The organism is Mesorhizobium sp. 1M-11 (assembly GCF_001303895.1).
In the GTDB taxonomy this organism is placed as follows: domain Bacteria; phylum Pseudomonadota; class Alphaproteobacteria; order Rhizobiales; family Rhizobiaceae; genus Mesorhizobium.
This window is the reverse complement of the sequence record NZ_LJSD01000038.1, coordinates 69,063-95,609: the sequence shown is the minus strand read 5'-3', so window position 1 is coordinate 95,609 and position 26,547 is coordinate 69,063. Positions and strand designations below refer to the sequence as shown.

The window sequence follows — 26,547 nt, the reverse complement described above, 5'->3', positions numbered from 1 at the left end:
CCATCAGCCGATGACGAAGGGGTTGGCGATCTCTTCCGCGGTCGAGAGCCAGACGGCCTTGGTCTGCAAGAACTCACGGATCCCCTCGATGCCGTTCTCGCGGCCGATACCGCTCTTTTTGTAGCCCCCAAAGGGGGTGGTGTAGGACACGTCCCGATAAGTGTTGACCCACACGCTGCCGGCTTCCAGACGCTCGGACATCAGGATCGCGCGGCGCATATCCGCGGTCCAGACGCCGGCCGCCAGGCCGAACTCGCTGTCATTTGCGATTGCAATGGCTTCTTCCGGCTCATCGAACGGGATCGCCGCAAGGACGGGACCAAAGACTTCCTCGCGCGCGATGCGCATGTCGTTGTTGACGCCGGCGAAGATCGTCGGCTCCACGAAATATCCAGCTTCGCATTCGGCGATGTCGGGACGCTTGCCGCCGAGGATCAGGTCGGCACCTTCCTGGACGGCGATGTCGATGTAGCCGAGGACCTTCTCGTATTGCATCGAATTGGCGATCGGACCGATGCGCGTGTCGGCATGCCTTGGGTCGCCGATGCGGGCGGTCTTCGTGAAGGCCGAGAGCTTCTCGAGGAACTGGTCGTGGACCTTGCGATGCAGCAGGAGGCGCGAACCCGCGATGCAGGTCTGCCCCACAGCGCCGAAGATGCCGCCCACGACGCCGCGAACGGCGTTGTCCAGATTGGCATCGTCGAAGACGATGTTCGGAGACTTGCCGCCGAGTTCCAGGCTGACGCGCTTGATGTCCTTTGCCGCCAGCGAATAGAGATGCGCGCCGGTCCTGGTGGAGCCGGTGAAGCCGACATGGCGCGTGAGAGGGTGGGTAACGAGAGGCTCACCAACCTCCGGGCCATAGCCGGTGACGACGTTGATCACGCCGGCCGGGAAACCTGCCTTCTCGACCAGCTCCATCAGCTTGATCGCGGTAGCCGACGTGTATTCGGCCGGCTTCATCACCAATGTGCAGCCCGCGGCCAGAGCAGGCGCCGCCTTGAGCGAGAACAGGAACAGCGGCGCGTTCCACGGCACGATGCCGACGCAGACGCCGAGCGGTTCGTGGCGCGAGAAACTCAACGCACTCTTGTCACAGGGATGAACCGCACCCTCGATCTTGTCGGCAAGGCCCGCATAGTAGTGATACCAGCGCGGGATATAGCGGATCTGGTGCCGCATCTCGGCCAGCAGGCGGCCATTGTCGCGCACCTCGATCTCGGCAAGTGCGTCTGCGTTTTCCTCGATCAACTCGGCGAAGCGCTGGATGATGCGGCCGCGCAGGCTCGGGTGCATCGTGCGCCAGAGACCTTCGGTAAAGGCTTTATGGGCAGCGCGGACAGCCCGGTCGGCATCCTCGGCATTGCCGCGCGGCACGAGTGCCCATGGCTTCGCGGTGAAAGGATCCACGGTTTCGATATACGCCCCTGAGGCCGGGGCCACCCATTCGCCGCCGATATACATGGATAGTTTTGGCAGGCTTTCGGTCGGCATGACCCCTCCTTGGTACGAACTTCTGCGCCGGCGGATTGCTTCGGGGCACCATTGCCCGATGCTTTTCAGCCATTAGTGATATCACTTTAAAAGTGATCTGATATTTTTTTAGATGTCAACGGGAGAGATTATGAATGCCAAAAAATAACAGAAACCGAGAGGAAAACCGCAAAAAGGCATGGATGATGGCGGGTTTTGGGCTATGTCGAGCTACCGATGGCGGAATCGGTTGAAAATTGGGCTTGATGTTGGCGGTGTGTATATGAGAGTTATCGAAGGGATAATGATATCATTATGGATAAGCGCGTGACCAACGACCAACCCCTCTACGAGCAGATCAAGACCGCCATCGATCGCCGTATCGAAACGGAAGAGTGGCCCGCCAACTTCCAGGTCCCGTCGGAGGGAGATCTCGCCGGGGAGTTCGGGGCTTCCCGGCTGACGGTTCGGCGGGCGCTGCGCGAACTGCAGGCCGATGGCCTGCTCGTGCGCATCCAGGGCCGCGGCACCTTCGTCATCGGACCGCGCATGCAATGCGCGATATTCAGCCTTCCGGACATCACGGAGGAGATTTCTGTATCCGGCGGGGCCCACAGCTGCCGGGTCCTGCAACATTCGATCCTCGGGAAGGACAGCCCCGGCCGCAACATGCTGCAACTGCCACCCGAAGACGTCGTCTTCTTCTCGCGGCTCATCCATCTCGAAGACGGAACCCCGATCCAGCTCGAGGACCGCTATGTCAACGGGGCGGAAGCGCCGGGTTACATCGAACAGGACTTCACCAACGTCACGCCGCACAACTGGCTGCTGCGCGAGACCACGGTGACGACGATCGACAACACCATCCGGGCAATCCGCCCCGATGAGGACGTTCGCAACTTCCTGCAGATCGATGCGAGCCAGCCCTGCCTGCTGCTCGATCGCTCCACATGGCGTGACGGAATCCCGGTCACCCGCAGCCGCTTCATCTATCCGGGCGACCGCTATCGTCTGCGTTCGACCCACGAAGCACGCACAAATCGCATTCTTAGCGCGCCCGGCAAGGGCCGCTGATTACCGGAGGTTGGTATGAGAGAGTTTGTCCGCAAGCTTGAGGAGCGCGGCGATGTCTTGCGGGTCGATCGCGAGGTCGATCCCGCCCATGAGCTTGCCGCGGTCACCCAGCTGGCGCAGAAGAAGTGGGCCAAGCCGGTGCTGTTCACAAACGTGAAAGGAACCCGGTTTCCCGTCATCACCAACGTCTACAGCACGCGCGAGCGGCTGGGCGAGATCATCGGCATCGACGCCGGCGACTTCTGTCGCCAATGGAGCAAGCTCGCCTCGCTGGGCACGTCGGAGATGAAGGAGCCGCTGGTTCCGGCAACGGAGATGCCGCCCTACGAGGAGGTCAAGCTTTCGGACCTGCCGCTCATAACCTATTCCGACAAGGACGGGGCTGCCTATTTCACCTCGGCCATGTTCATCGCCAAGGACCCCGAAACCGGGGTCGGCAACCTGTCCTACCATCGATCCATGTACATCAACGACGGCGAGCTGCGTTGCCGCCTCGCCCCGCGTCATCATCTGACCATCTACCACGAGAAGGCCGAGAAGATGGGCAAGCCGCTTGAGGCTGCCATGCTGATCGGCCCGCCCGCCCATGCCTTCCTGACCGCGGCGGCCCCGCTGCCCTACGACGTGGATGAGCTGGAAGTGGCCGCGCGCCTGCGCGGGCGGCCGATCGCGATGCGCAAATGCAACCACATCGATCTCGAAGTGCCGGCCGAAACCGAGGTCGTGATCGAAGGGCGCTTCCTGCCCAACGAACGTCGTCCGGAAGGTCCTTTCGGCGAATTCATGGGTTACTACGTGCCGGTCGGCCCCAACGCCGTCTTCGAGGTCCTCGGCGTCACCGTGCGCAAGGACGCGCTGTTCCACTCGATCCTTTGCGGCTCGCCCGAAGAGGTGCTCACGCTCGAGCTTTCGGTATCGGCCAACATCTACCAGCGCCTCAGCGCCGCGCTGCCGGGGATCGTCAACGTGACGTGCCAGCCCTTCGTCAACCATGCGATCGTGCAGATCGAGCCGCAGTTCGAGGGCCATGCCCGCCAGGTGATGCTGGCGACCATCGGCGCCGAACCGATCTGGGCCAAGCAGATCACCGTCGTCGACACCGACGTGAACATCTACAGCATGGACGATGTGCAATGGGCCATCCTGACCCGTTGCCGCCCCGACAAGGACATGATGATCATCCCCGAGACGCCTTCCTTCTACCGCGACGAGCAGAAGGACCATTGGGGCCGGCTGCTGGTCGACGCCACGAAGCCCTGGGGGCGTGAAGCCGAGTTCGAACGCAAACGCCTGCGGCTGGCTGACACGGTGCGGTCCGAAGACTGGTTCCCGGGCCGGTAATCATGGCGTCGCGGCGACTCATCATCGGCATCTCCGGCGCATCGGGGGCGGCATATGGCCTCGCGGCGCTGGAGATGGCGCGATCCGCCGGGGTCGAGACACATCTCGTGGTCTCCCGCTCGGCCATGCTGACGCTTCATCAGGAGCTCGGCCTGAACAAGGCCGGTCTCGAGGGACGTGCCGACGTGATCCATCCGGTGGCCGACGTCGGCGCGACGATCGCCTCGGGATCGTTTCGAACCATGGGGATGCTTGTCACCCCTTGTTCGGTGAAGACCATGTCGGAGATCAGCACCGGGGTCACCTCGACCCTGATGAGCCGCGCCGCCGATGTCGCGCTCAAGGAACGGCGGCGCCTTGTCCTGATGGTGCGCGAAACCCCGCTTCACCTCGGACATCTGGAAACCATGGTGCGCCTCACGCAAATGGGCGCGATCATCATGCCGCCCGTCCCGGCCTTCTATACAAAGCCGGCGAGCGTCGACGACATCGTCAGCCACTCTATCGCACGGGCGCTGGACCTCTTCGACATCGATACGGGCGCGATCAAGCGGTGGGGCGGGCTCAAGGAGAGCATTCGCGACACGCTGCTCGCGGAATGAGTGAAAGGCTGCTTTCTCCAGCCTGGCCGAACGAGGCCGTTCAACTGACAAGCCAGGGGGCCAGCGTGGAAAAGGCCGACAACGACAAGGCGCCGCTCGATCTCTGGGCATTCATGCTCGGCGTCTATGCCCGTCCCGATGTCGCCCCGGCCTGTCTTCGATTGCAGGACGCCCACGGGTTGGACATTCCGCTGATGCTGGCGGTGCTGTACGGCGGCGTCTGCGGGCGCGTTCCGGATCCGGAACAGATCCGGGCGTTCGACGAGAACTGCCGCGTCTGGCGCGAGACGGCGATCCGGCCGTTGCGGGAGGTGAGGCGCGCGATGAAGTCCCACGACTGGCTCGCATCCCAGCCACGGGCACTTCTTCTGCGCGAGCGCGTCAAGGCGGCCGAATTGGAGGCAGAGCGGGTCGAGGCGGATGTGCTTGAACGGATGCTCGGCGACATATCGCTGGGCTCCAGGCAGATCGATATCGACGGGCTGATCGACCTGACCGTGACGGTGCTCGATCTTTACGACCCTGGAAGAGCGAAACGGGTGCCACCGGACGTCGACACGATCGCAGCCGCGGTGCTGCAGACGGTGGAATGATCGGAGGCGAAGCCGATCATGCGTGGCCCGGCGCGGGTCGGTGTAACGACGCGGACGAACGGCTTCTTCCACGATCATCAGGCGTAGCCCGTTTTATGATGCGGGCACCGGTCTGATCCGTCATCAGATCAACTTGTGGCCCGATCTTCCGCTGCGATATCATCCGGCCATGAAGCTCAGCCAGAGCATCCGGTTCTGCACCTCGGCCGACGGCGCCCGTATCGCCGTTGCGTCGTGCGGAACGGGACAGGTGATCCTGCGGGCGGCGCACTGGCTGAGCCATGTCGACTACGATCTCGAAAGCCCGATCTGGCGGCCGTGGCTTCAGGCTCTTTCGGCGCACAATCGATTTGTGCGCTACGACCCTCGCGGCTGCGGGTTGTCGGACAGGCATGTCGCCGACCTGTCCGTAGAAGCATGGCACGCGGACATGGACGCAGTGGCCGCTTCGATCGAGGAGCCTCGCTTCGTCCTCCTCGGCCTTTCGCAAGGCGGCGCCCTCGCCCTCGCCTTTGCGATGCGGCACCCGGAGCGTGTATCGCATCTGGTCCTCCTGAATGCTTACAGCCAGGGCGCCCGGGTTCGGGCGCGGACGGAGGCCGAGCGGCTGGAGGCAGAGACGCTCGTCAACTTCGTTCGCATCGGCTGGGGGCGCGACAATCCGGCATTCTGCCAGTTCTTCACCAACCTGTTCATACCGGACGGGACACCCGAGCAGCACCGCTGGTGGGGCGACCTCGAGAAGGTGACGGCAACGGCCGACGTCGCCGCGCAACTGCTTTGGCACATGCAAGGTATCGACGTGCTGGACCTCGCATCCGGGCTGCGCGTCCCCACCTTGATCGCGCATAGCCGTTTCGACATGCGCGTGCCTTTCGAGGAAGGCCGCAGGCTTGCCGCCACCATACCGGGCGCGCGCTTCGTGCCGCTGGAGAGCAAGAACCATGTGCTGTTGCCGAGCGAGCCGGCATGGGCCGCGTTCCAGGCCGAACTTTCCACTTTCCTCGGCCGGGATCGTCCGGAACATGCGCGCGCAATCCGCGAAGCCGGCCTGACGGCCGCCGAAGCAGCCATACTGGATCTCGTTGCCGAGGGGCTCGACAACCGGACCATCGCACAACGGCTCGGCAAGAGCGTCAAGACCATCCGCAACCAGTTGTCCGCGATCTTCAGCAAGCTCGGTGTGCACAGCCGGTCCCAGGCCATCATCATGACGCTGTCCGGCAGGGAGTGACCGTCCCGGAGGCTGGGATGGCCCTCCACCAGGGACATCTGCCTCTCCACGTAACCGGATTTTTGTCCTCGTGCGGGACTGCCGCCTCATGTCCTGCGCCATGGTATGTCTCATCCTTGGACGGCAAACAAGGAGGAGCATGGACATGACACAACTCAACGAAACCGTCCTCAATGAGCTCGTCGGCCGCGTCCTTGGCGATCTTGGCGGAGCCGTCAGCGTGCCGCTGGTGCGGATCGGAGACGCGCTTGGCCTGTACGCGGCCTTGAAGCGGACCGGACCGGCAACGGCCGAAGAACTCGCCGAAGCGTCGGCATGCGCACCCCGCTACGTGCGCGAATGGCTGTCGGCGCAAACGGCCTCGGGCTACGTGCATTATGAGCGCGGGACGTTCTCCCTGACGCCGGAACAGGCCTTCGTCTTCGCCGAGCCCGACAGTCCAGTCAACCTGATCGGCGCGTTCGATACTGCCGCGGCGATGGTCGAGAACCAGGCGAAGGTCCAGTCCGCCTTCAAGACCGGGCGGGGCGTCGCATGGGGCGATCAGGCCGGCTGCATGTTCTGCGCGGTGGCACGGCTGTTCCGTCCCGGTTACGTGAATGCGCTCGTCCAGGAATGGCTGCCTGCGCTCGACGGGGTGGTCGACAGGCTGAAGGCCGGCGCGAAGGTCGCCGATGTCGGCTGCGGACACGGCCTGTCAACGATCCTCATGGCGCAAGCCTTCCCCAAGTCGCGCTTCACCGGTTACGATTTCCATCCGGCTTCGATCGCCGCGGCGACCGCTCATGCGAGGGCGCATGCTGTGACCAATGTGAGCTTCGAGGTCGGCAGGGCGCAGGACTTCGCCGGACGGGATTTCGACCTGGTCACCTGCTTCGACTGCCTGCATGACATGGGCGATCCCGCGGAAGCGGCGGCGCATATCAGACGGGCGTTGAAAGACGGCGGCACCTGGATGGTGGTCGAGCCGATGGCCGGCGACACGCTGGAGGACAACATCAACCCGGTCGGACGGCTCTACTACTCGGCTTCGACGATGATCTGCGTTCCCACCTCGCTGGCACAGGAGACCGGCCTCGCGCTCGGCGCGCAGGCGGGAGAGAAACGGCTGGCCGAGGTGATCCGCTCCGGCGGCTTCACCAGGGTTCGCAGGGCCGCCGAGAGCCCGCTCAACATGGTGCTCGAAGCGACCTGATGGCGGCGGCGCCCGCGTTTGTTCCCATGTTGCGCGGGCGCATTCCTGCCGTCATGTCGCCAGGCTTCGGCAGACGCGGTCGACCGGATGAGCGGCGGAAGCGGTACGGTGGTGATCGGCCGGTCCGTCTGGTCCAATCCTATTTTATCGACTGACTTGCACGAAGATGAAACCATCGTCCCGCGATGGGCGACGCTTTGGGGGCACTTGGCGAGAAGCTCATCGAGGATGACATGTCAAAAATTGTGAGATCGGCTTTCGTGCTGGCGATGGTATCCATCCCGGTGGGTTACGCGCAGGCGCAGGAAAAGGTGGACGAGAAGCGCCTTTCCGACCATGTGAAGGTGCTGGCGTCGGACGAATTCGAAGGACGCGGCATCGCCACCGAAGGCGAGAAGAAGACCGTCAAATATCTGTCCGAGCAGTTCGAAGCGGCCGGCTTGCAGCCGGGCGGCGACAAGGGCGACGACGGCAAGCGCGGCTGGACGCAGGCCGTGCCGCTGATCAAGTCGTCCTTCGACGGTCCGGTGACGGCGACGCTGGGCGAGGGCAAGCAAGCGCCAAAAACCCTGAAGCAGGGCGAGGACGTCGCGATCCTGCCCGCTCAGACCGACGACACCAAGATCGCCATCGAGAACGCTCCGCTGGTCTTCCTGGGCTATGGCGTCAGCGCGCCCGAGCGCAAATGGGACGATTTCAAGGGTGTCGACCTGAAGGGCAAGATCGGCGTCGTGCTGATCAACGATCCGGATTTCGAAACCGGCAAGGGCGATTTCGGCGGCAAGGCCATGACCTATTATGGGCGATGGACCTACAAATATGAGGAGGCCGCCCGCCAGGGCGCACTCGGCCTGCTGATCGTGCACGAGACCGCGCCGGCCGCCTATGGCTGGGCGACGGTCAAGAACTCGTTCACCGACGATCAGTTCGACATCATCCGCGACAACAATGCCGGCGTGCATGTTCCGCTGAAGGGCTGGATCCAGCACGATGTCGCGGTCGAGCTGTTCAAGAATGCCGGCCAGGATTTCGACGCACTGAAGACCAAGGCGCAGACGCGCGACTTCTCGCCGGTGCCTCTGGAAGGCGCAACGCTTTCGGTCGCCTTCAACGCCAAGCACGACAAGATCGTCACCAACAATGTGATCGGCTTCGTGCCCGGCAAGAAGCAGGCGGACGAGGCGGTGATCTATTCCGCGCATTGGGACCATCTCGGCGTCGGTGAGCCGGATGCGAAAGGCGACAAGATCTACAACGGCGCCGTCGACAACGGCACCGGCCTTGCTTCCCTGCTGGAAGTGGCCCGCCTGCAGGCCAAGGCGCCGCCACCGGCGCGCTCGGTCGTCTTCCTGTCGGTCACCTCGGAAGAGACCGGACTGCTCGGATCGATGTATTATGCCGCGAACCCGCTCTATCCGCTGCCGAAGACCGCCGCGGTGCTGAATTTCGATGCACTGACCACCAACGGCCGCGCCAAAAACATCAGCCCGTTCGGCAATGGCGATGTCAGCCTCGAGGACGAGGTCGCCAGCTACGCCAAGGCGGAAGGCCGCGTGTTCACGCCCGATCCCAAGCCGGAGGCTGGGCTGTTCTACCGCTCCGACCATTTCTCATTCGCCAAGGCAGGTGTCCCTGCCATGTCGTTCGGCCTGGATGGGGCCAGGGACCTTGTCAAAGGCGGCAAGGAGGGCGGCGAGGCGTGGTACAAGACATACGTCGCCGAACGCTATCACCAGCCGGCCGACGAATGGAGCGCCGACTGGGATCTCTCCGGCGTCGCCGAAGATGTCGGCCTGGTCTACAAGATGGGGTCGGAGCTCGCCAATTCGGACAAATGGCCGGATTGGCATGATGGCTCGGAATTCAAGAAGGTGCGGGAGGAAAGCGCTGCGGAGCGGCAGTAGGGATTTTCCCGCGCCGTCATAGCTTGCGCCATAGGCGAACGATGGGCGTCGGCCGAAAGCAACGCGTTGGCCGTCCCCATCCCGGTTCTCACCCGATCCTCGTTCCGTTCTCGTGATCAAAGACATGAACGGCGCCGTGGTCGAGCTCGAGCGACCGCTCCATCCCAACCGTGAAATCCGGCCGCTCACGCAACACCACCGAAACCAGCTGTTTGCCCAATTCCATTTCGACAAATGTTTCCGAGCCGGTGGGCTCGACATTTCGGACGACAGCCTTCAGCGGTCCCTGGGGTGACAGGCGAATTTCCTCAGGGCGCTTGCCGACAAGCACCCTGTGGCCGTCGGACAATCCGACGGGGGCATTCAGTCCGGTCCGGCTGCCGTCATCCAGAACAAGGACGCCTCCCTTGGCGGTTGCGGGGAACAGGTTCATGGCGGGCGAGCCGATGAACTGCGCCACGAAAGCGTTGGCCGGCCGATCATAGAGCTCCAGCGGCGTGCCGATCTGCTCGATATGCCCGCCCTGCATGACCACGATACGATCCGCCATCGTCATGGCCTCGATCTGATCATGGGTGACGTAAACCATCGTCGTGCGAAGCCTGCAATGCAGTGACTTGATTTCGCCGCGCATCTGGACCCTGAGCTTGGCGTCGAGGTTGGAAAGCGGTTCATCGAAAAGGAAAACCTGCGGGTTGCGCACGATGGAGCGTCCCATGGCGACACGCTGTCGCTGTCCTCCCGAGAGCGCTTTCGGCTTGCGGGTGAGCAAGTCGGTGAGCCCGAGTATTTCCGCCACCTCCCTGACCTTGCGCCTCTTTTCCTGCTTGTCCGCGCCGGCAAGCGTCAGCGAGAACGCCATGTTCTCTTCGACCGTCATATGCGGATAAAGAGCGTAATTCTGGAAAACCATCGAGATGTCGCGGCTCTTTGGCGGCATGTCATTGACCACTTTGCCGCCGATCGAGATCCGGCCGTCCGAAATCTCCTCAAGACCCGCAATCATCCTCAGCAAGGTCGATTTCCCGCAGCCGGAAGGACCAACGAGAACCACGAACTCGCCATCGTTGATTTCGGCATCGATGACGTGGATGACCTGCACGCCGCTATACCGCTTGACGATCTTGTCGATCGAGACGTTCGCCATGGCTGCCACTCCTATGCCGGACGGATGCGGATGCGGGTTGCCGAGAGCGCCCCCTCGTGGATGACCATGCCGGCCGCGCCGCCGGCAAAAGCATCATCGACAATTTCGGCCACGGTTCCGCCCAGTTCGACCCGCAACCGATTTCCCTTCGCGGAGACAATCATCGTGAAGGCCTTTTCGAACGGGACATGCAGGGGAACGGCCGTGAGCACATCTTCGTGCTCGTCTCTGCGGCGAACGATCTGCAGTTCACCGTCGCGGGTTACGCGCGCCGCATAATAGCGGCGCTGTCCCTGAGCTCGAATAACCAGACCACCATATCGGCCGAGGTGCAGCATCAGGTCCGCCTCCACCGCATAGTCGGTCCAGTCGCGCGTGCCCTGCAGGATCAGACCCTCGCCATGGTTCTGGCTGATGCGGAAATCCTGCGGGAAGTGCTTGGAAAACACGCTGACATTGCTGACCCAGGCTCTATGCCAGAAGTCGCCGGTACCGGCCGGCCGGCGGAACGTGACGTCAGGACAAGCGTCCCAGTTCAGCTTTTCGACAAGAACGCGGCCGTCGCATCGGCCTTCCGGGCTCGCAAGCACGATGCCCACTTCCGCGATGGGCTGAAATCCCGTCTCCGGAACCCTCCAGGACAACTCGCCGGAGCGACCCGGCAACAGCAGGACCGGGTTGGGCATGTCGATCTCGACCAGCCCGTCATTGCCATCATAGTGGCGGATGCGCAGTCTTGCCTCGACGGCGCCACGGTTGTTGGCATCGGCGCGCAGTGTCGCTTTGAGAGCCTGACCGGTGTGGATGCGCGGACTGGCGACCAGATCGTAGGTCCGCATGCCCTTCACCTCCGGTGGCGTAAAGACCGCGGTGGTGACAGCAGCCACCCTGCCAGGCGCCAGGGCGGAGAAATCAATCGCCAGTGCCTCTCCTGTGCCGCGGACGCTGACGGTGTCGAGACATGTCTGATCCTTCTGTGGCCGGAAGCCCTGTACCGAGCCCGGCAGGGAGAAATGGAATTGCGCGCCGCCTTTCGGCGGGGGCAGTGTCGCCGCGCCCGCCAGCTTGCGCCCGAGATTTGCCAGCCATATCGCAATCTCGACGGCATCGGTGATCGAGCGTCCGCCGTCCGCGGTCGAGATGAAGAGCCGGTCGGCTACCGGCCCACGCCAGTCCGGTCCGGCTTCAAGCCCCTCGAGACCGAGCATGATGCCGTGGAGGCAACCGAGATTGCCGGCATTGCAATCGGTATCCCAGCCCGACGTGTTGACGATCATCTGACCGCGCTGGAAGTCTTGCGGAGCGTGGAGCAGCGCCATGACCATAAGCGCGTGGTTCGGCACGACATGACAGTTTCCCGGATATTTGTCGTAGCCGTAATTGTCCTCGATCTTCTGGCGCGTCGCTTCCCAGTCTTCATTGCCTGACGCCCATTTGCGGATGTCGGCGACAAGCTTTGCGATCAGACAATCCTTCGCGATAAAGGAAAGGCCGGTGTCGAGCAGATGATCGACATCGTTGCTGACGAAGGCTTCCGCCTCCATCGCCGCCCACAGAACCGCTGCGTTCACAGCCTCTCCATCGTGGCTGACGGAGCCTGCGGCACGCGCAAGCTTTGCTGCCTGAGCTGGATTGCCCGGCGAGACGAGCGCCCAGCCGTCGATGAAAATCTGAGCGCCGATCTGCTCCGCGACCGTCAGACCATTCGTTGCAATCGAGCCGGATTTCGGCGCGGGAATGCCCCGCACGAGATTGAGCCACGCGGTATGTTCGGTGGAATTGCCGGCACCGCCCCACCACAGGATGGAACGTTCTTCGATGATGTAGTTGAGCCAGGCGCGGCCGATATCCTCCGACGACAAATCCGCGGAGATGCCATAGTCGTCCAGGGCACGGGGGAATGCGAAGGTGCCTGCGACATCGTCGTCGGTAACAACCAGCGGCTGTCCCAGCCGATCGTGGACGTAGTAGGTGATGGGACCGAGCTTTTCGAGTATATCCCGGTAGCGCCAGTTCTCGAACGGCCGGCCAAGGTAAACACCAATCAGTTTGCCGAGAACGCCGGCATAGACACGGTTCAGATAGTCTGCGGGAATTGGCATGAATAGCTCCTTGTCAGCCCTTCACCGATCCGCCGGCCATGCCTTCGATGAAACGGCGTTGCAGCAAGATGAAGAGGATCACGATGGGTAGGATGATGATCAGTGCGGCGGCCATGATCACGCCCCAGTCGGAGCTGTACTGGCCGGACAGAAGGAAGAACGAGACGACGGCGGTCAGCCGGTCCTGCTCCTGCAGGAAAGTCGTGGCAATCAGGAACTCGTTCCAGGAGTAGAGGCCTATGATCAGCGCCACGGTAAGAATTCCAGGCGAAACGATCGGCAGGAAGACACGGCTGAAAATCTGCCAGTGGGTTGCGCCGTCGATCAGCGCGGCCTCTTCGAGTTCGCGTGGCACTGCAAGGAAATAGGTCCGGAGCAGCATGATCGCGAAAGGGGAATAGACGGCGGTGTAGATGAACGACACCGCCACCGGGTTGTTGATGAGGCCCAGCTGGGCAAAGCCGAAATACAGCGGAAACAGGAAGAGCTGGATGGGCGCCGTCGTGGTGGCGAGCAGATAGAAGGTCAGGATCTTCCAGGTCTTGATCTTGCGTCGGGCGAGAACATAGGCCGTCAGCGAACCGGTCGTGCAAACGAGCACGATCGTCATGCAGGTGAGCACGGCCGAGTTCCACAGCGTTTGTCCGAAACGGGCATCGCTCCAGGCCCGCGCAAAGTTATCCCAGCGCAATTGTGAAGGCCATGCGAGGGGATTTTGCACGATCTCGGCGGATGGCTTCACCGAATTGAGCACCAGAAGGACGATCGGGAACAACGCGACGATCAGAAGTGCCGCGAGCGCGACATAGACCAGCGTCAGGGTCAGGCGACTTTCCGTGAGGTTCATCAGTCGAATTCCCTGGCCTGGACACGGATGTAGAAGATGGTCGCCGCCAGCCCGAAGAGGCTGATGACAACCGAGATCGCGGCTGCCTTGCCGACTGCAAGATCGTAGAAGGCTGAACGGTAAGCGAAGGTCGACAGAACCTCCGACGAATAGGCTGGGCCGCCCTGGGTCAGAATGTAGACGAAGTCGAAAACCAGGAAGGACCAGATGACCGTCATGATCATCATCAACGTGATGGTGGGGCGAATCCCGGGCAAAAGCACGTAGCGTATGGTCTGGAAGAAAGTCGCGCCCTCAACCCGCGCCGCTTCGATCTGCTCGGCCGGAACCTGCCGAAGCGCCGCGAAGAAGATCACGCACAGAAAGCCCCACCAATGCCACAGGTCGACGGTGGCGATGCCATAGAGCGCGGTTGACGTTTCCGTCAGCGGATTGGTGGCTTCAAGGCCCAGGCGCTGCAGGAGACCGGCGACACCGGTGACCGGCGAATAGATCATCCCTTGCCAGACCCGCGCGGTGATCGCCGTCGCAATGATGACGGGCAGAAAGTAGACAACCTGGAAGAAGGTCGAGCCTCGTCGGGCAACCAGCATCATTGTGGCCGCCAGCAATCCCATCGCGATCGGCACGGTGAGAAAGATCACCGTCCAGATGACGTTGTTCGTCAGCGCCGTCCAGAACACGCCGTCGGTCCACAGATCACGGAAGTTGTCCAGGCCGACGAAGACCGGGGCGCCGATGCCATCCCATTGAAAGAAGGCCAGCACGATCGTCATCATCGCGGGTATCGCGATGATGACGATGTTGATCAGGAGCGTCGGCAAAACATAGAGACGATGCATCTTCATACCTTTCGCCCGCGCGACACCGCTGCCTCTCGCGGCCGGGCCGGGAAGGAAATGGGTGCGCACATCGAAGTGCGCACACGTGCTTGCTTGATCAGCGGGCTGGTACCGCCGGTATCTTTCCGGCCTGCTTTTCCTTCTGGAAAGTGGCGTCCAGCTTGGCCAGGTAGTCTTCGGTGGTCGTGCGCTTCAGCCAGACTTCCTCGATGCCGTTGATGAGGTAGCCATCTGTTGCCGGAGGCAGGAAGGTCCAGGTGGTGTAGCCATAGTTGCCGTCGTTGACGGCCTTGGCCAGCGTGGTCATCGTCTGTGTGAACAGCGGCATGACGTTATCCGCCATCTTTACCTTGGACAGGTCCTTGAGCGGGATGTTCCATTCTCCCTGCCAGGCCGAGTTCATCGAACCGTAGACGGCGGGTGAAAAGACGAAATCGATGACCGCGGCCGCACCGTCGGGATATTTCGACTTCGCGGCGATTGAGAATGTCGAGCCGACGCCGAGCGGAAAGATGGGATCGCCGCTGGCGCTGGGGAAGCCGACGAAGCCAGGGGCAGCACCGCTCTTGCCGAAATAGGTGCTGACGTTCTGGAACTGCCAGGTGCCGCTCGGCATCATCCCGGCTCGCCCGGCGGCCAGCATGTCGGCCGTTTGCTCACTGCTCGTCAAAGAGAAATAGTTCTTGCCGAAATAGCCCTTCTGCCACCACTGATCGAGCGTGTTGATCGCCTTGACGAACGGCTCGGCCGTCCACGGCATCTCGCCGCGCAGTGCCTTGTTGATATTTTCCGGTCCCGCGACCGCATTCAGCGCCAGCGTCACGAACCACTCATTGGCGCCGCGCCAATCTCCATTGCCGGCGGCAAACGGCACGATGCCCTCCTTCAACATGGCATCGGCAACGGTGTCGAGTTCGCCGAGCGACGTCGGCACCTTCCACCCATGCTTGTCGAACAGCGACTTGTTGTAGAAAAGACCGAGGGTCTCGTAGGTCTTGGGCAGCGCATAAAGCTTGTTGTTGTAGCGGCCCATATCGAGCAGGACCGGAAGCACGCGATCGTTCCAGCCGTATTTGGCCGCAAAGTCGTCCAGTGGCAGGAGTTGGCCGGACTGTGCCATCGGCGCGACATAGCTCGGCCCCGCGGTGTAGACCACGTCGGGCCCGCTGCCGGAAAGCATGGCCACACGAAGCTGCTTGTCGAGTTCGGTGCCGCGATAGTCCACGGTCAGGTGATACTTGGACTGCGACTTGTCGAACGGATCGACGATGTTGCCCTGGATGAGCTTTTGCTGATCGGGGGTGGCCTGTTCATACCACCAGGAGACGCGCTCCTGCGCGGTGGCGAAATGGGTTGTCGCCGCAACCAGGGCGGCTGCGGCAAGCAATGTTCTTATCTTCATGAATTCCTCCCTTGTTCTGTGGTGCCTCGCCCATTCCCGGGCGGCGCGACGGACGCGCGAATGACGAGTTCGAACGGCATCTCTTCGGCCTGACCGGGATCGGCGTTTTCGTTGGCGAGGCGCTCAAGCAGCCTTTCGGCCGCCCTGGCGCCGAGTTTGTCCTGGAATTGCGCAACCGTGGTCAGCGAAGGCGTGACCAGGGCCGAGGCCAGAATATCGTCGAAGCCGGCAACCGAGACATCGTTCGGTATGGATATTCCACCGGCCATCAGGCTCTGCATGACGCCAATCGCCATCAGATCGTTTGCGGCAACGATTGCGCTCGGCAACCGGCCCGCCGTCGCCATCCATGTTCCGACCTGCCGGCCGGCTTCGAGCGTGAAGTTTGCCGCCTCGACCACGGCAGGCTCCACGCCGATGGTCGCCATGGCTTCCAGATAACCCTGGACGCGCACGCGTTGCGGCCCGCCCGGAGCTGCAATCATCGTGATCCGGCGGTGACCAACATCGATCAGATGGCACGTGAGGGCCCGGGCAGCAGCCACATTGTCAATGAACAGATCATCGATCGGCAGCGGCCCACCGGCCTTGCGGCTCGCTTCGATACGAACCACGGGAACGCCGACTTTGCTGAGCTGCTGAAGGTTTCCGACGCCCAGATTGAAGAACACGCCGACAATGCCGTCGAAACGTCCTCGCTGGGCAGCCAGAACGACCTGCTCTTCATTGGAGAGCCGCCCCTCGGTGTCGATGGTGATGACCTCGTATCCGGCGGCACGCGCGACTTTCTGAACTTCAACCACCAGTGCCGGGTAGAAGGGGTTCGTGAGATCAGGAACGACGCACGCGATCACGTGGGTTCGTTGCGTACGCAGCGCCTGGGCAAAGCGGTTCGGCTGATAGCCGAGCTCGGCAATAGCCGCTTCAATTCGCTCCGCGGTTTCCAGCGCAACCTTGTCGCGTCCGCCGTTCAGAACGAGCGAAACCGTCGCCTGAGCGACACCGGCTCGTTCTGCGACCTCCTTTTGCGTCACTCTCCAGCGCGGCATGCATCACCTTATTGATACGTAGCAATGCGTAATTAATACGTATCAATATGTCAACATCCGATCGCGGCATGTCTGGTCCAGGTTTCGGCAGATTGGGAAGCAAGGACCCGCAGTTGCTGCCCTCCCCATCAGATAGTTGCAGCTTTGGCCGACGCTGGGGTATCCGTTGGCCAACAGTGTTCGACCGGGAGTTCCAAGCAGTTGAGCGTCGCATTTGCCAAGGAGGAAAGCGCCGAGGCCGCATCGGAAACCATCCTGCCGCCTCGCCCTATCCCCGACCGGATCAACCTGGTCACCGAGGCCGGCCTCGAAATGCTGCGGGATGAACTGACCCGTGCGCAGCAGGCGCTCGAGGCCGCCAGCAAGCTGGAAGATGTCAATGAGAGGCGACGGCAGTCGGCCGTACCGGTGCGAGACACACGCTACTATGCCGAGCGCGTCCGCACGGCCCAGCCCATGCCGGCACCTACCTCCAATGCAGTGGTTGCCTTCGGTCATTCCGTCACCTTCAAGCGCGACGATGACCGCATCCAGACCTTCCGCATCGTCGGCGACGACGAGGCCGACCCGTCTCAGGCTTCGATATCGCACGGCTCGCCGGTTGCCATTGCACTGCTTGGCAAAGCCGTGGGCGACTTTGTCCAGTTCGGGCAAAGCGAACTCGAGATCCTCTCCATTTCGTGACGTGCCTTGCGTGGGTGGACAGCGCCCGCACGGTGCGCGGCCATAGCGCGAGACGATAGCGCGTCTATCCGATGTCCGGACAGGATTCGCGATTGACGCCGCAATATATACATGTCAGTGTATATACATGGAAACACAGATAACTATCCTGCAGGCGCTCGCGGATCCGGTTCGTTTTCGCATTGCCGAGGCCATGAAAGCGGGAGAATGCGCGGTCGGCGACATTGTCGAACGCGTGGACATCCAGCAGTCCGGTGTCTCGCGGCACCTGCGCATTCTTTCGCAGGCGGGGATCGTGCAGATGCGCCCCGACGGTCAGAGGCGCCTTTATTCCCTGCGCAAGGAAGCCTTCGATCAGCTCGAAGCATGGGTTGAAGGATATCGCCGCCATTGGGAGGCCCGTCTTGACCGATTTGGCGCGGCACTCGAACAAAATCGAGCATCGGCTCGCCCCCGGGAGAAATCGTGATGAACACAGCATCTGGCGCGAGAGCTCAGTTCTCGGTTCGGCGCAGCTATGCCGCTTCGATCGAAGCCGCGTGGGCACTTTGGACCACGAAATCCGGTATCGAATCGTGGTGGGGACCGGAAGGGTTCGAAGTGAAAGTCGTGTCGCTCGATCTGCGTCCAGGTGGGGCGCTGGTCTATCTGATGACCGCGGTGGCGCCGGAACAGGTGGCGTTCATGAAAAAGGCCGGCATGCCGCTGACGAGCGAATGCAAGGTCACCTACACCGATATCTCACCGCCAAACCGGTTGGCCTATAACACTTTGACCGATTTCGTACCGAATGTGGCTCCCTACGAAACAGCCACCGTCGTCGAGTTGGAAGCGACGACCGACGGTGTGAAACTGACCGTCACGTTCGACGCCATGCACGACGATATCTGGACCGAGCGCAAGCGTGCCGGGCATGAGAGCCAGCTGCGAAAACTGGATGCTTTGCTTGCCGCGCAAGGCAAGGGACCGCGGTCGTCATGAGGCCGTGGATCGCCAGCGCCATCGCGGTGGCCACTGGCTTCCTCGCTACGGCGGTTGCCTCCATCGCGACGGACCAGGCGATGCACGCGACCGGCGTTTTTCCATCTGTGCCACAAGTGATGGCCGATCCTCTTTTCGCTTTGGCCGCGGCATACCGCGCGATTTTCACGGTCGCCGGCGGCTACATCACCGCGCGTCTCGCGCCCGACCGGCCAATGCGCCATGCCTGGCTCCTGGCAGGTATCGGTCTTGCGGCGGGTCTGGCGAGCCTGATCGCCTACTATGGCGATGGCAGAGCCGCGCTTGGGCCTGCCTGGTACGCGATCTCGATTCCAGTGGAGGCGATCCCTTGCGTCTGGCTGGGAGGTCGCCTCGGCACCTGGCATCGATCGCTTGCACGCACGCCCCGAGCGCATGGCAATCGACCGTAGACATGAGTGGGCTTGGCCGTTGCAGATGCGGTCAAAGCCTCCCGAGGACCGCCAGTCACGCCATCTGCTACCTCTGTGAAACAGCCCCCCTGTCGGACCATCCAGGAGGCAAACCGAATTTACCCGTAACCAGGCCCGCTACCCCCGGCGCGCGACCGAATGTCCGACACGCGGCGTATTTGGCTTTCCCGCCCAGGGTCGACCATATCTTTTGGCCGGATGGAACCTCAGGCCACCGGCCGAAGGGCGATTTTCCGTTCACGACCAGCTTCGCAAAGTCGTCACCGAATTTGGATGCCAGGCTGTATGCGTCCCCGACCTGCGACATCCGGGGCTTCTCCGTGATCGAATTGGCTCCCCTCGCCCAGAGCATGGCGGCCTTCTGTGTTCCATCGGTTCCAAGCGCCTCGGCTTCAACTGCAATTCCTCCCAGACCCAGGGGTATCCGCGGCAAGGAAACAGGCAGGACCATCGAACTGCCAAATGACGTGGCCACTGCCACGCCGGAGGCGACGACATTTGTCGGCACAAGAGCCGTAATGTTGGCATGCACGGTCAAATCGGCGTTTTCACCATAACCCACGACTTCCAGACGATCGCTGAGGGATACGCATAAGGACCGATCGATCGCGTTGGCGACGAGGCGAAGGTCTTTCGGTTCCTTGATCATGGTCGTTGCCGCCGGAGAGAACTCCGTCGGGACGATCCGTACGGTGCGCGCTTCGAGGAGGGTATCGCGGTCGGCCTTCATCGCCGCTTTGGTCAACAGCCCCTTGTGGGCGGCGAGACCTTGGTAGGAGGTCAGCGATGTTCCTTGCTGCAGCGGAACGTTTGCACAACCGGCAAGGCAAAGGATGGGCAAGAGCCCAATCACCGCCTGTAGCCGTTTCGACCGGAAAGGCAGGGCTTTCATAAGCATCGACGGTGATCCATTGGAACGGATTGAGCGAGAAGCCATCAGGTCGAGGAGCGCCATGTCTTGCGCGCAGTTCTGGCCGGTGACTCAACTCCGGTCAGAAAAGCTGAACCAGGGCGGGGACCGTACCGCGCGCCTGAAGCCACTCGATAAGCTCGGATACCGGCACGGCGCTGAAGAAGAGAAGGCCGTCGAAAAAGACCGCATAGAGCCGCTTGGGATTGGCCACCACGCAATCCACATCGGCGAATGCGGAGAACCGAGGCAGAAAGCGGGGCACGCGCGAACAGTAGTTTTCGTAAGACGCGCCAAAGGCCTGGTGAAGGCGTACTTCCTCGGCTCGAATAACGAAATGGAAGATCAGCCAGGTGCACACGGCGAATGCCACGGCGACCATGACGCTTCCCGTTTGCGCTCCCGCGCCCGTGGCGCCCATTGCCGAGAAGACGTAGAGAGGATTGCGCGTGATCGAGTACGGCCCGGCCTCGACCAGTTCACGGGTCTTGCGGCCACCGATGTAGAGCGTGGACCACAGACGGCCAAGAATGGCCGCGGCGATCAGGCCGATCCCGATGGCCTCGACAAGGCTCGCAGTGAATTCGCTGCTGCGGGCGTTGATGAAGAACAAGGCCCCGGCCGCCGGAAAGATGAGCAGGAAAATCATCTGACGCCGCCGGCTGTGGAATTGGTCCAATGAAACCGGGAATGGGTACCGATCTGTTCGCGCCGCAGCGGCGTCGGGCAAAGCTTTCCGAAGGTGGGGCTGTGTGTGCGGTGACCGCAGCCGGTTCTCCAGATGCCCTTCACGGTGCTGGAGCCTGTCGACGTCAGGACATGAGGGGGCCGGCGGCTCTCCCGATGTGTCGTGCGCAGATCGAATGGTACGATAGCCGGGAGCCTGCATCGCCAACGCCCTATGTGGAGGGCCTAGCCTTACCGGCCTGGGCGTTAAGTGCTGTCAAGCCAATGTAAAGTTATGTAAAACCGCTCGGCTCATCTGCCCGGTCCATGGCAATGGGTTTCGAGGATCATGAGCGATCTGACCGATGGCAAAGGTATTGTTGATCGATGACGACGAGGAGCTGACTTCGCTCCTCATCGAATATCTGAGCGAGGAAGGTTTCGTTTGCCGAGCGGCGAACGATCCGCGTCTTGGCCTTCAGGAAGCCATCTCGGGCCACCACGATATCGTCGTTCTCGACGTCATGATGCCCCGCATCAATGGAATTGACGTGCTGCGGAAGATCCGTGTCTCCAGCGAGATTCCGGTGCTGATGTTGTCCGCGCGAGGAGAAAATATCGACCGGATCACCGGGCTCAATCTTGGGGCCGATGACTATGTCCCCAAACCCTGTTCTCCAGACGAGATTGTCGCGCGCCTGCGCGCCATTCTTCGCCGAATGGGGGGGTCTGCCGGCGGTGTGGCGCCCGGCGTGCTTCGGGCGGACGCGCTGGAAGTCTACCCGGGATCGAGAACGGCGACATGCGAAGGCCGCCGGCTGGAGCTAACCGGAACCGAATTCAGCCTGCTGGAAGTCTTGATCCGCGAGGCAGGACAGATCGTCACGAAGAATGATCTGTCCAGGCAGGTCTTTGGCACAGCACTCGCTTCTTTCGATCGGCGTATAGATGTCCACATAAGCAGCATCAGGCAAAAACTGGGCTTGCGCGACGACGGACAGCCATGGATCAGGACGGTGCGGAGACAAGGATACCAGCTCACTCAGACGTCTTCATGAACCGTCTGTTCCGAAGACTGTTTTTGACGATCTGGCTATCGATGGCCGGGATGATCGGCACCATAGTTCCCCTCGCAAAATTCGCCGAATCCCAGCTTCCGGCGGAGAACAATTCCCGGAACTCGCCGCCCCTTACGCTCGATCTGATCGAAAACCTGATCACGACAGACCACGTCGATACCGCCCGGAAGGTAGCTGCAGCGCTGGCCTCGGTCTCCTCCTTGCGTCCGGAGATCGATGAAATTGCCGTGGACGCCACGTCCCGGCGTTGCCCGACAGAAGAGCAACATGCCGGTTTCGACAGCCGCATCATTGCCACCGGCGACCGGTGTTTCAAGATCGCGGTCACGCGCCCGGACAGCGCGTACCAGCTCTTCAAGTCGATTTTTTTCTTCCCCCTGCTCGGCTGTGTGCTGGCCAGTCTGCTTGCCTCATTCTGGCTTGCGAAATACCTCACCGGCCCCATTGTCATGCTCAAGGACGGCCTTCACAGGTTAGCGAACGGAGACTTTGCGACGCGAATTGGGGAGAAGCTCAAAACACACCGGGATGAGGTTTCCGACCTCGCGCGTGATTTCGATGTCACCGCCGAAAAACTGGAGACTCTGCACGCGAACCGGCAGAGGCTTTATCAAGACATTTCGCATGAGTTGCGGTCTCCGCTTTCCCGCCTCCAGGTCGAGTTGGGTGTGCTGCGGCAAAAGCCTGCGGAGGCCGGCACGATGCTTGCCCGGATGGATCGCGAGATTGAGCGGTTGAACACCTTGGTCGAGCAGATCCTCATTTTGGCGCGTCTCGGGTCGGGGGTGCGTCTGGGATCGGGATCGCTTGTGCCAGCCGAACGCCAACGAATTGACGTGATCGGGTTGCTCAAAATCATTGCCGAAGACGCATCCTTCGAAGGGCAAAAGAAGAATGTCGACGTTCGGCTCAGTGGACAGAAGACATTCGTTGCCGAGGTCGACGGAGAGCTGCTCTTTCGGGCGTTCGAGAATGTCATACGCAACGCGTTGAACTACACGGCCGCAGGCACCACCGTCTCCGTGCATGCATCGCTCGAACGGGACCAGCTTCTGAGAGTAACGGTCAGTGATTGCGGCCCGGGCGTTGCGCCCGAACATCTCGCAGAGATATTCATCCCATTCGCGCGCGTTGGAGACCATCCATCCGTCGGCGGCCACGGTCTCGGCCTTGCCATCGCCAAGCATTCGCTTGAGCTCCATGGCGGGCGCATATGGGCGCAGACACCTGCCGAAGGCGGGCTTGTCGTAACTATGGAGATACCGGCCTTCCGCTGATGACCCGAGAATCAAGATCCGAAAGCGTCGTCGCCGCGAGCGCGGGGAGACGGACCTCGATGAGAGTGGCGACCGCATGCATAGCGACCAGATGCACATCGAAACAGAGCTGGCGCGGGACTTGATCCGTGATCAGTTTCCTCAGTTCGAGGGCGAGAAAATCGTAGCGGTGGCAACCGCAGGAACCGTCAATGCAATTTTTCGCATCGGTTCCAGATACGCGGCACGCTTCCCCCTGCGATCGATGGATCCAACCGTGTGCAGCAACCTGCTGCGCGCGGAAGCTGCTGCCATGAACGAGTTGAGGGCGTGTTGCCCATTCCCAAGTCCCCGACCCGTCGGGATAGGCAAGCCCGGCCCGACATATCCGATGCCCTGGCTCGTGCAGGACTGGATAGAAGGGAAAACGGCAACGCCGAACGGGTTGAGCGGCTCAACGGCCTTTTCCCTCGATCTCGCCCGCCTCGTGACCTCGCTTCGCACGGCGGATGTGAGGGGGCGGCGTTTCGACGGGCAAGGGCGAGGCGGACACCTCCCCGATCATGACGATTGGATGGCGGTATGCTTCTCCAACAGCGAGGGCCTCCTCGATGTGGCACGTCTGCGGCGCATGTGGGCTGTACTGCGCGAGCTGCCTTCCACGGGGACCGAGGCAATGAGCCGGGCCATCTTTTTCGACGCGACGCAGGCCAGCGAGTTGGAACGGCGGCGAAGCGCCGCCTGGGCGTTTCAGCAGGCGATGGGCCTTGTCTGGTACTACCGACTGACCAATCCAACCATGAGTGCTTTGGGGCGAAGCACGATCTCGCGCCTCCTCGAGGATTTCATCCCATAAGGCACGCTACGCGGCCGCTAGCGCGCCAGCAGCTATTTCGGAGCAACGACGTCGCGGACCTTCGCGGCGAGTTCCCGAGCCTCGGATTCGGTGTTCACAGTCAGGAGGAACCCTTCCGACCGCACCGGGTCAAGAATCTTCGGCGTCATGACTATCTTGCCGTCCACGATGATCGCGAGCGTTCGACCGATGTTGTCGGTGGTAACCTGCTCGCACTTCTTCATGCCTTGCGGGGTGAGCCGAACGTTGAAACCCGGCTTGCCTTCGACCCATTCCACGTCGCCGACGGCCACGAAATCGGACGGCCCCAGGAGCGTTTGGGATTCAACCTCGACCGTTCGCTCCCCGCCCAGGACGGCAATTGCCGTTCCATGCGCCGGCTTTTGCACGACGAGGCGGATTTCGATTGGCGCAAATGCCGGATTTGCCTGAGATGATGCCACGCCGGCGAGAAACAGCCAGACGACGGCACCAAGGACCTGCATTGCTCGCATGAATTTGTCCTCCGCAATGACGCATGGCGAAGATAGGTTTTACGGCGACGTTCTCCAAATGCCGGCAGACAGGTGAGGCGACGCCGACCGTCGGGGTTGCCTCTCCCCTCACCCGTGCTCGGCGATCACCGACAGAAACGCCGGCCCGTAGCGGTCGAGCTTGGCTTCGCCGACACCGGGCACGCCGGCCATCTCAGTGCGCGAGGCGGGGCGCGCTGCCGCGAGCTCGATCAGGGTCTTGTCGTGGAAGATCACATAGGGCGGCACGTTCTGCGCGCGGGCGATTTCCGTGCGCTTTTTGCGCAACGCCTGGAACAGGTCGTTGTCCTGGTCGGGGATGGCGGACTGCGCGTTGCTGCGGGCCACCTTGCCGCGCCGGGCGCGCGGCGGCGCCGGCATGCGCAGCATCAGGGCCGGCTTCTCGCGCAGGAAGTCGCGGCCGGTCGGCGCGATCGACAGGCCGCCATGGCCGGCGAGGTCGACCGAGATGAAGCGCAGCGCGATCAGCTGGCGCAGGATCGCCCGCCATGTGCGGTTGTCGTGCTCTTTCCCGATGCCGAAGGTGGAGATCTTGTCATGGCCGAACTGGGCGATGCGCTCGTTGTCCGCGCCCAGCAGCACGTCGACGACATAGGCCTGTCCGAACCGCTCGCCGGTGCGGTAGATGCAGGACAGCACTTTCTGCGCGGCAATCGCCCCATCGAACAGTTTCGGCGGCTCCGCGCAGGTGTCGCAATTGCCGCACGGTTCGCAATGGTCGCCGAAATAGGACAACAGCACCTGCCGGCGGCAGCGCGCCGTCTCGGCAAGGCCGAGCAGCGCATCGAGTTTCTGCCGCTCCATGCGCTTGCGCTGGTCGGGCGCCTCCGACTCCTCGATGAAGCGGCTGCGCAGCGCGATATCCTCATGGCCGTAGAGCATCAGCGTATCGGACGGCAGGCCGTCGCGCCCGGCGCGGCCGGTCTCCTGGTAATAGGCCTCGATGCTGCCCGGCAGGTCGACATGGGCGACGAAGCGCACGTCGGGTTTATCAATGCCCATGCCGAAGGCGACGGTGGCGACCATGATGACCGCCTCGCCATGCTGGAAGCGCATCTGGTTGGCTTCGCGCGCCGCCTTGTCCATGCCGGCATGATAGGCCAGCGCATCGTAGCCGAGGCCCTGCAGCCAGGCGGCGATCTCTTCGGTGCGGCGCTTCGACAGGCAGTAGACGATGCCGCTCTCGCCTTCGTAGCGCTTGAGGAATTCCTTGAGCTGGGCGCGCGGATTGTCCTTTTCCTCGATGGCGTAGCGGATGTTGGGACGGTCGAAGCCGGCGATGAAGGCGTCGGTCTCGGCGATATCGAGATGCGACAGGATCTCGGCGCGCGTCGGCTCGTCCGCCGTCGCCGTCAGCGCCATGCGCGGAACCTTGCCAAAACGCGCCACGACCGCGTCGAGCTGGCGGTAGGACGGACGGAAATCGTGCCCCCATTGCGACAGGCAGTGCGCCTCGTCGATGGCGATCAGCGACAGCTTCACGCCTTCCAGCAACTCCAGCACGTCCGGCCGCAACAAGGTTTCGGGCGCGACATAAAGCAGGTCGAGCGCGCCGGCGCGGATATCGCGCCACAGGGCGCGGCGATCGTCCAGCGCAAGGTCGGAGTTGAGTGCGGCGGCGCGCACCCCTGCCTGGCGCAGCGCCGTCACCTGGTCGGCCATCAGCGCCAGCAGCGGCGAAACGACGAGCCCCATGCCGGGACGAACGATGGCGGGGATCTGGTAGCAGAGCGACTTGCCGCCGCCCGTCGGCATCAGAACGAAGGCGTTGTTGCCGGCAACGACATGCGCGACGATGTCCGCCTGTGGGCCCCTGAAGGCATCATAGCCATAAACGGTCTTGAGGATTTCGAGGGCGGCGGTGTTCATCGGGCTGGCGGTGCGAAGAATCAGGGAGGGATCCTTCTTAGCAGCTTCGGCGGGTTGAGGCGGGGTGTGATCGCTCCTGTATTGTCGCAGGACGTGCGGCAGGCACAGAAGCTGGATCTGGACCGCGGTGCCTTTGTCAGCGTTCCGGAATGGATCCCCGACACTCTCCACTCCCTACGGTCGTTCCGAGGTCGAGGATGACGGGCTTCATTTATGGCCGGCGCTAGTTGTTGACGCTGGCACCCCGCACCGGCGATCTACGAGGGCGAAACGCTGGTAATCGGCGATGGTGAACAGAAAACCAGACCTGCCAAGCGCGCCACGCCGACAATTTGCGCCGGCCACCCATGCAACCGTCATCCTCGACCTCGAAAGGAGCAAAGCGACTGGAGAGTGTCGGGGATCCATTCCGGAACGTTGGTGATATTCACGCCCGGATCGCCCGACATGCCAAGG

25 protein-coding genes are annotated in these 26,547 nt (G+C 62.2%); 14 read left to right on the top strand and 11 right to left on the bottom strand.

The annotated features are described in order from the left end of the window. Positions 1-3: 3 nt before the first annotated feature. The gene (locus tag AO692_RS17430) at positions 4-1,494 is read right to left on the bottom strand and encodes an aldehyde dehydrogenase (RefSeq protein WP_054311317.1); all 1,491 of its coding nucleotides are present in this window, start codon (positions 1,492-1,494) and stop codon (positions 4-6) included. 294 nt (positions 1,495-1,788) lie between these two features. Between AO692_RS17430 and AO692_RS17425 the strand changes: the two genes are divergently transcribed. The 7 genes from AO692_RS17425 (at position 1,789) to AO692_RS17395 (ending at position 9,416) form a co-directional block, all read left to right on the top strand. Then, complete coding sequence (locus AO692_RS17425) at positions 1,789-2,547, top strand: UTRA domain-containing protein (protein WP_054311316.1); 759 nt, start codon at positions 1,789-1,791, stop codon at positions 2,545-2,547. Between the two features lie 15 nt (positions 2,548-2,562). Beyond that, the gene (locus tag AO692_RS17420) at positions 2,563-3,888 is read left to right on the top strand and encodes a UbiD family decarboxylase (protein WP_054311315.1); all 1,326 of its coding nucleotides are present in this window, start codon (positions 2,563-2,565) and stop codon (positions 3,886-3,888) included. Positions 3,889-3,890: 2 nt separating this feature from the next. Beyond that, positions 3,891-4,490, top strand: coding sequence for a UbiX family flavin prenyltransferase (locus AO692_RS17415; RefSeq protein WP_054311314.1), 600 nt, complete (start codon positions 3,891-3,893; stop codon positions 4,488-4,490). Between the two features lie 65 nt (positions 4,491-4,555). Next, positions 4,556-5,083, top strand: a complete 528-nt coding sequence (locus AO692_RS17410; protein ID WP_200911749.1) for a TIGR02444 family protein — start codon at positions 4,556-4,558, stop codon at positions 5,081-5,083. A 169-nt stretch (positions 5,084-5,252) separates the two neighbouring features. Next, positions 5,253-6,317, top strand: a complete 1,065-nt coding sequence (locus AO692_RS17405; RefSeq protein WP_054311343.1) for an alpha/beta fold hydrolase — start codon at positions 5,253-5,255, stop codon at positions 6,315-6,317. 145 nt (positions 6,318-6,462) lie between these two features. Then, the gene (locus AO692_RS17400) at positions 6,463-7,512 is read left to right on the top strand and encodes a class I SAM-dependent methyltransferase (protein WP_054311342.1); all 1,050 of its coding nucleotides are present in this window, start codon (positions 6,463-6,465) and stop codon (positions 7,510-7,512) included. 233 nt (positions 7,513-7,745) lie between these two features. Next, entirely contained in the window at positions 7,746-9,416 is a 1,671-nt protein-coding gene (locus tag AO692_RS17395) for a M28 family metallopeptidase (RefSeq protein WP_054311341.1), read from the top strand. Between the two features lie 88 nt (positions 9,417-9,504). Here AO692_RS17395 and ugpC read toward each other — a convergent pair whose 3' ends face one another. The 6 genes from ugpC to AO692_RS17365 all read right to left on the bottom strand — a co-directional run bounded on the left by ugpC (position 9,505) and on the right by AO692_RS17365 (position 16,805). After that, a complete protein-coding gene (gene ugpC, locus AO692_RS17390) occupies positions 9,505-10,563 on the bottom strand; it encodes a sn-glycerol-3-phosphate ABC transporter ATP-binding protein UgpC (protein ID WP_054311312.1) in 1,059 nt (352 codons plus the stop codon). A gap of 11 nt (positions 10,564-10,574) precedes the next feature. Further along, a complete protein-coding gene (locus AO692_RS17385; protein ID WP_054311311.1) occupies positions 10,575-12,665 on the bottom strand; it encodes an ADP-ribosylglycohydrolase family protein in 2,091 nt (696 codons plus the stop codon). 13 nt (positions 12,666-12,678) lie between these two features. Beyond that, complete coding sequence (locus AO692_RS17380; RefSeq protein WP_054311310.1) at positions 12,679-13,512, bottom strand: carbohydrate ABC transporter permease; 834 nt, start codon at positions 13,510-13,512, stop codon at positions 12,679-12,681. Then, positions 13,512-14,354, bottom strand: a complete 843-nt coding sequence (locus AO692_RS17375; protein WP_082407420.1) for a sugar ABC transporter permease — start codon at positions 14,352-14,354, stop codon at positions 13,512-13,514. The genes AO692_RS17380 and AO692_RS17375 overlap by 1 nt, the downstream gene beginning before the upstream one ends. 97 nt (positions 14,355-14,451) lie before the next feature. Next, a complete protein-coding gene (locus AO692_RS17370) occupies positions 14,452-15,756 on the bottom strand; it encodes an extracellular solute-binding protein (protein ID WP_054311308.1) in 1,305 nt (434 codons plus the stop codon). Beyond that, complete coding sequence (locus tag AO692_RS17365) at positions 15,753-16,805, bottom strand: LacI family DNA-binding transcriptional regulator (protein ID WP_054311307.1); 1,053 nt, start codon at positions 16,803-16,805, stop codon at positions 15,753-15,755. The genes AO692_RS17370 and AO692_RS17365 overlap by 4 nt, the downstream gene beginning before the upstream one ends. A 201-nt stretch (positions 16,806-17,006) precedes the next feature. Here AO692_RS17365 and greA point away from each other — a divergent pair, with 201 nt between their 5' ends. The 4 genes from greA to AO692_RS17345 all read left to right on the top strand — a co-directional run bounded on the left by greA (position 17,007) and on the right by AO692_RS17345 (position 18,901). Beyond that, positions 17,007-17,489 carry a transcription elongation factor GreA gene (greA, locus tag AO692_RS17360; protein ID WP_054311306.1) on the top strand — a complete coding sequence of 161 codons (483 nt, stop codon included), beginning with the start codon at positions 17,007-17,009 and terminating at the stop codon, positions 17,487-17,489. A gap of 127 nt (positions 17,490-17,616) precedes the next feature. After that, a complete protein-coding gene (locus tag AO692_RS17355) occupies positions 17,617-17,958 on the top strand; it encodes a metalloregulator ArsR/SmtB family transcription factor (protein WP_054311305.1) in 342 nt (113 codons plus the stop codon). Next, the gene (locus AO692_RS17350; RefSeq protein WP_054311304.1) at positions 17,958-18,470 is read left to right on the top strand and encodes an SRPBCC domain-containing protein; all 513 of its coding nucleotides are present in this window, start codon (positions 17,958-17,960) and stop codon (positions 18,468-18,470) included. Before AO692_RS17355 ends, AO692_RS17350 begins: the two co-directional genes overlap by 1 nt. Next, positions 18,467-18,901, top strand: a complete 435-nt coding sequence (locus AO692_RS17345) for a hypothetical protein (RefSeq protein ID WP_054311303.1) — start codon at positions 18,467-18,469, stop codon at positions 18,899-18,901. Before AO692_RS17350 ends, AO692_RS17345 begins: the two co-directional genes overlap by 4 nt. Positions 18,902-18,968: 67 nt before the next feature. Here AO692_RS17345 and AO692_RS17340 read toward each other — a convergent pair whose 3' ends face one another. Both AO692_RS17340 and AO692_RS17335 read right to left on the bottom strand, forming a co-directional pair. Further along, positions 18,969-19,877 (bottom strand): DUF3313 domain-containing protein, encoded by a 909-nt coding sequence (locus AO692_RS17340; RefSeq protein WP_244483390.1) that lies wholly within the window; start codon positions 19,875-19,877, stop codon positions 18,969-18,971. Positions 19,878-19,914: 37 nt separating this feature from the next. Then, the gene (locus tag AO692_RS17335) at positions 19,915-20,481 is read right to left on the bottom strand and encodes an isoprenylcysteine carboxylmethyltransferase family protein (protein WP_054311302.1); all 567 of its coding nucleotides are present in this window, start codon (positions 20,479-20,481) and stop codon (positions 19,915-19,917) included. A 382-nt stretch (positions 20,482-20,863) separates the two neighbouring features. Between AO692_RS17335 and AO692_RS17330 the strand changes: the two genes are divergently transcribed. The 3 genes from AO692_RS17330 to AO692_RS17320 all read left to right on the top strand — a co-directional run bounded on the left by AO692_RS17330 (position 20,864) and on the right by AO692_RS17320 (position 23,689). Further along, positions 20,864-21,556 carry a response regulator transcription factor gene (locus AO692_RS17330; protein ID WP_054311301.1) on the top strand — a complete coding sequence of 231 codons (693 nt, stop codon included), beginning with the start codon at positions 20,864-20,866 and terminating at the stop codon, positions 21,554-21,556. Continuing rightward, on the top strand, positions 21,553-22,854 hold the full coding sequence (locus AO692_RS17325) for an ATP-binding protein (protein ID WP_054311300.1): 1,302 nt from the start codon (positions 21,553-21,555) through the stop codon (positions 22,852-22,854). The genes AO692_RS17330 and AO692_RS17325 overlap by 4 nt, the downstream gene beginning before the upstream one ends. Before the next feature lie 76 nt (positions 22,855-22,930). Further along, positions 22,931-23,689, top strand: coding sequence for a phosphotransferase (locus AO692_RS17320; RefSeq protein ID WP_054311299.1), 759 nt, complete (start codon positions 22,931-22,933; stop codon positions 23,687-23,689). A gap of 32 nt (positions 23,690-23,721) precedes the next feature. On the opposite strand, the gene AO692_RS17315 is transcribed toward AO692_RS17320, so the two are convergent. Together AO692_RS17315 and recQ are read right to left on the bottom strand one after the other, a co-directional pair. Further along, positions 23,722-24,183, bottom strand: coding sequence for a hypothetical protein (locus tag AO692_RS17315; RefSeq protein ID WP_152979870.1), 462 nt, complete (start codon positions 24,181-24,183; stop codon positions 23,722-23,724). A 108-nt stretch (positions 24,184-24,291) separates the two neighbouring features. After that, positions 24,292-26,091, bottom strand: a complete 1,800-nt coding sequence (recQ, locus tag AO692_RS17310; protein ID WP_054311297.1) for a DNA helicase RecQ — start codon at positions 26,089-26,091, stop codon at positions 24,292-24,294. Positions 26,092-26,547: the final 456 nt, after the last annotated feature.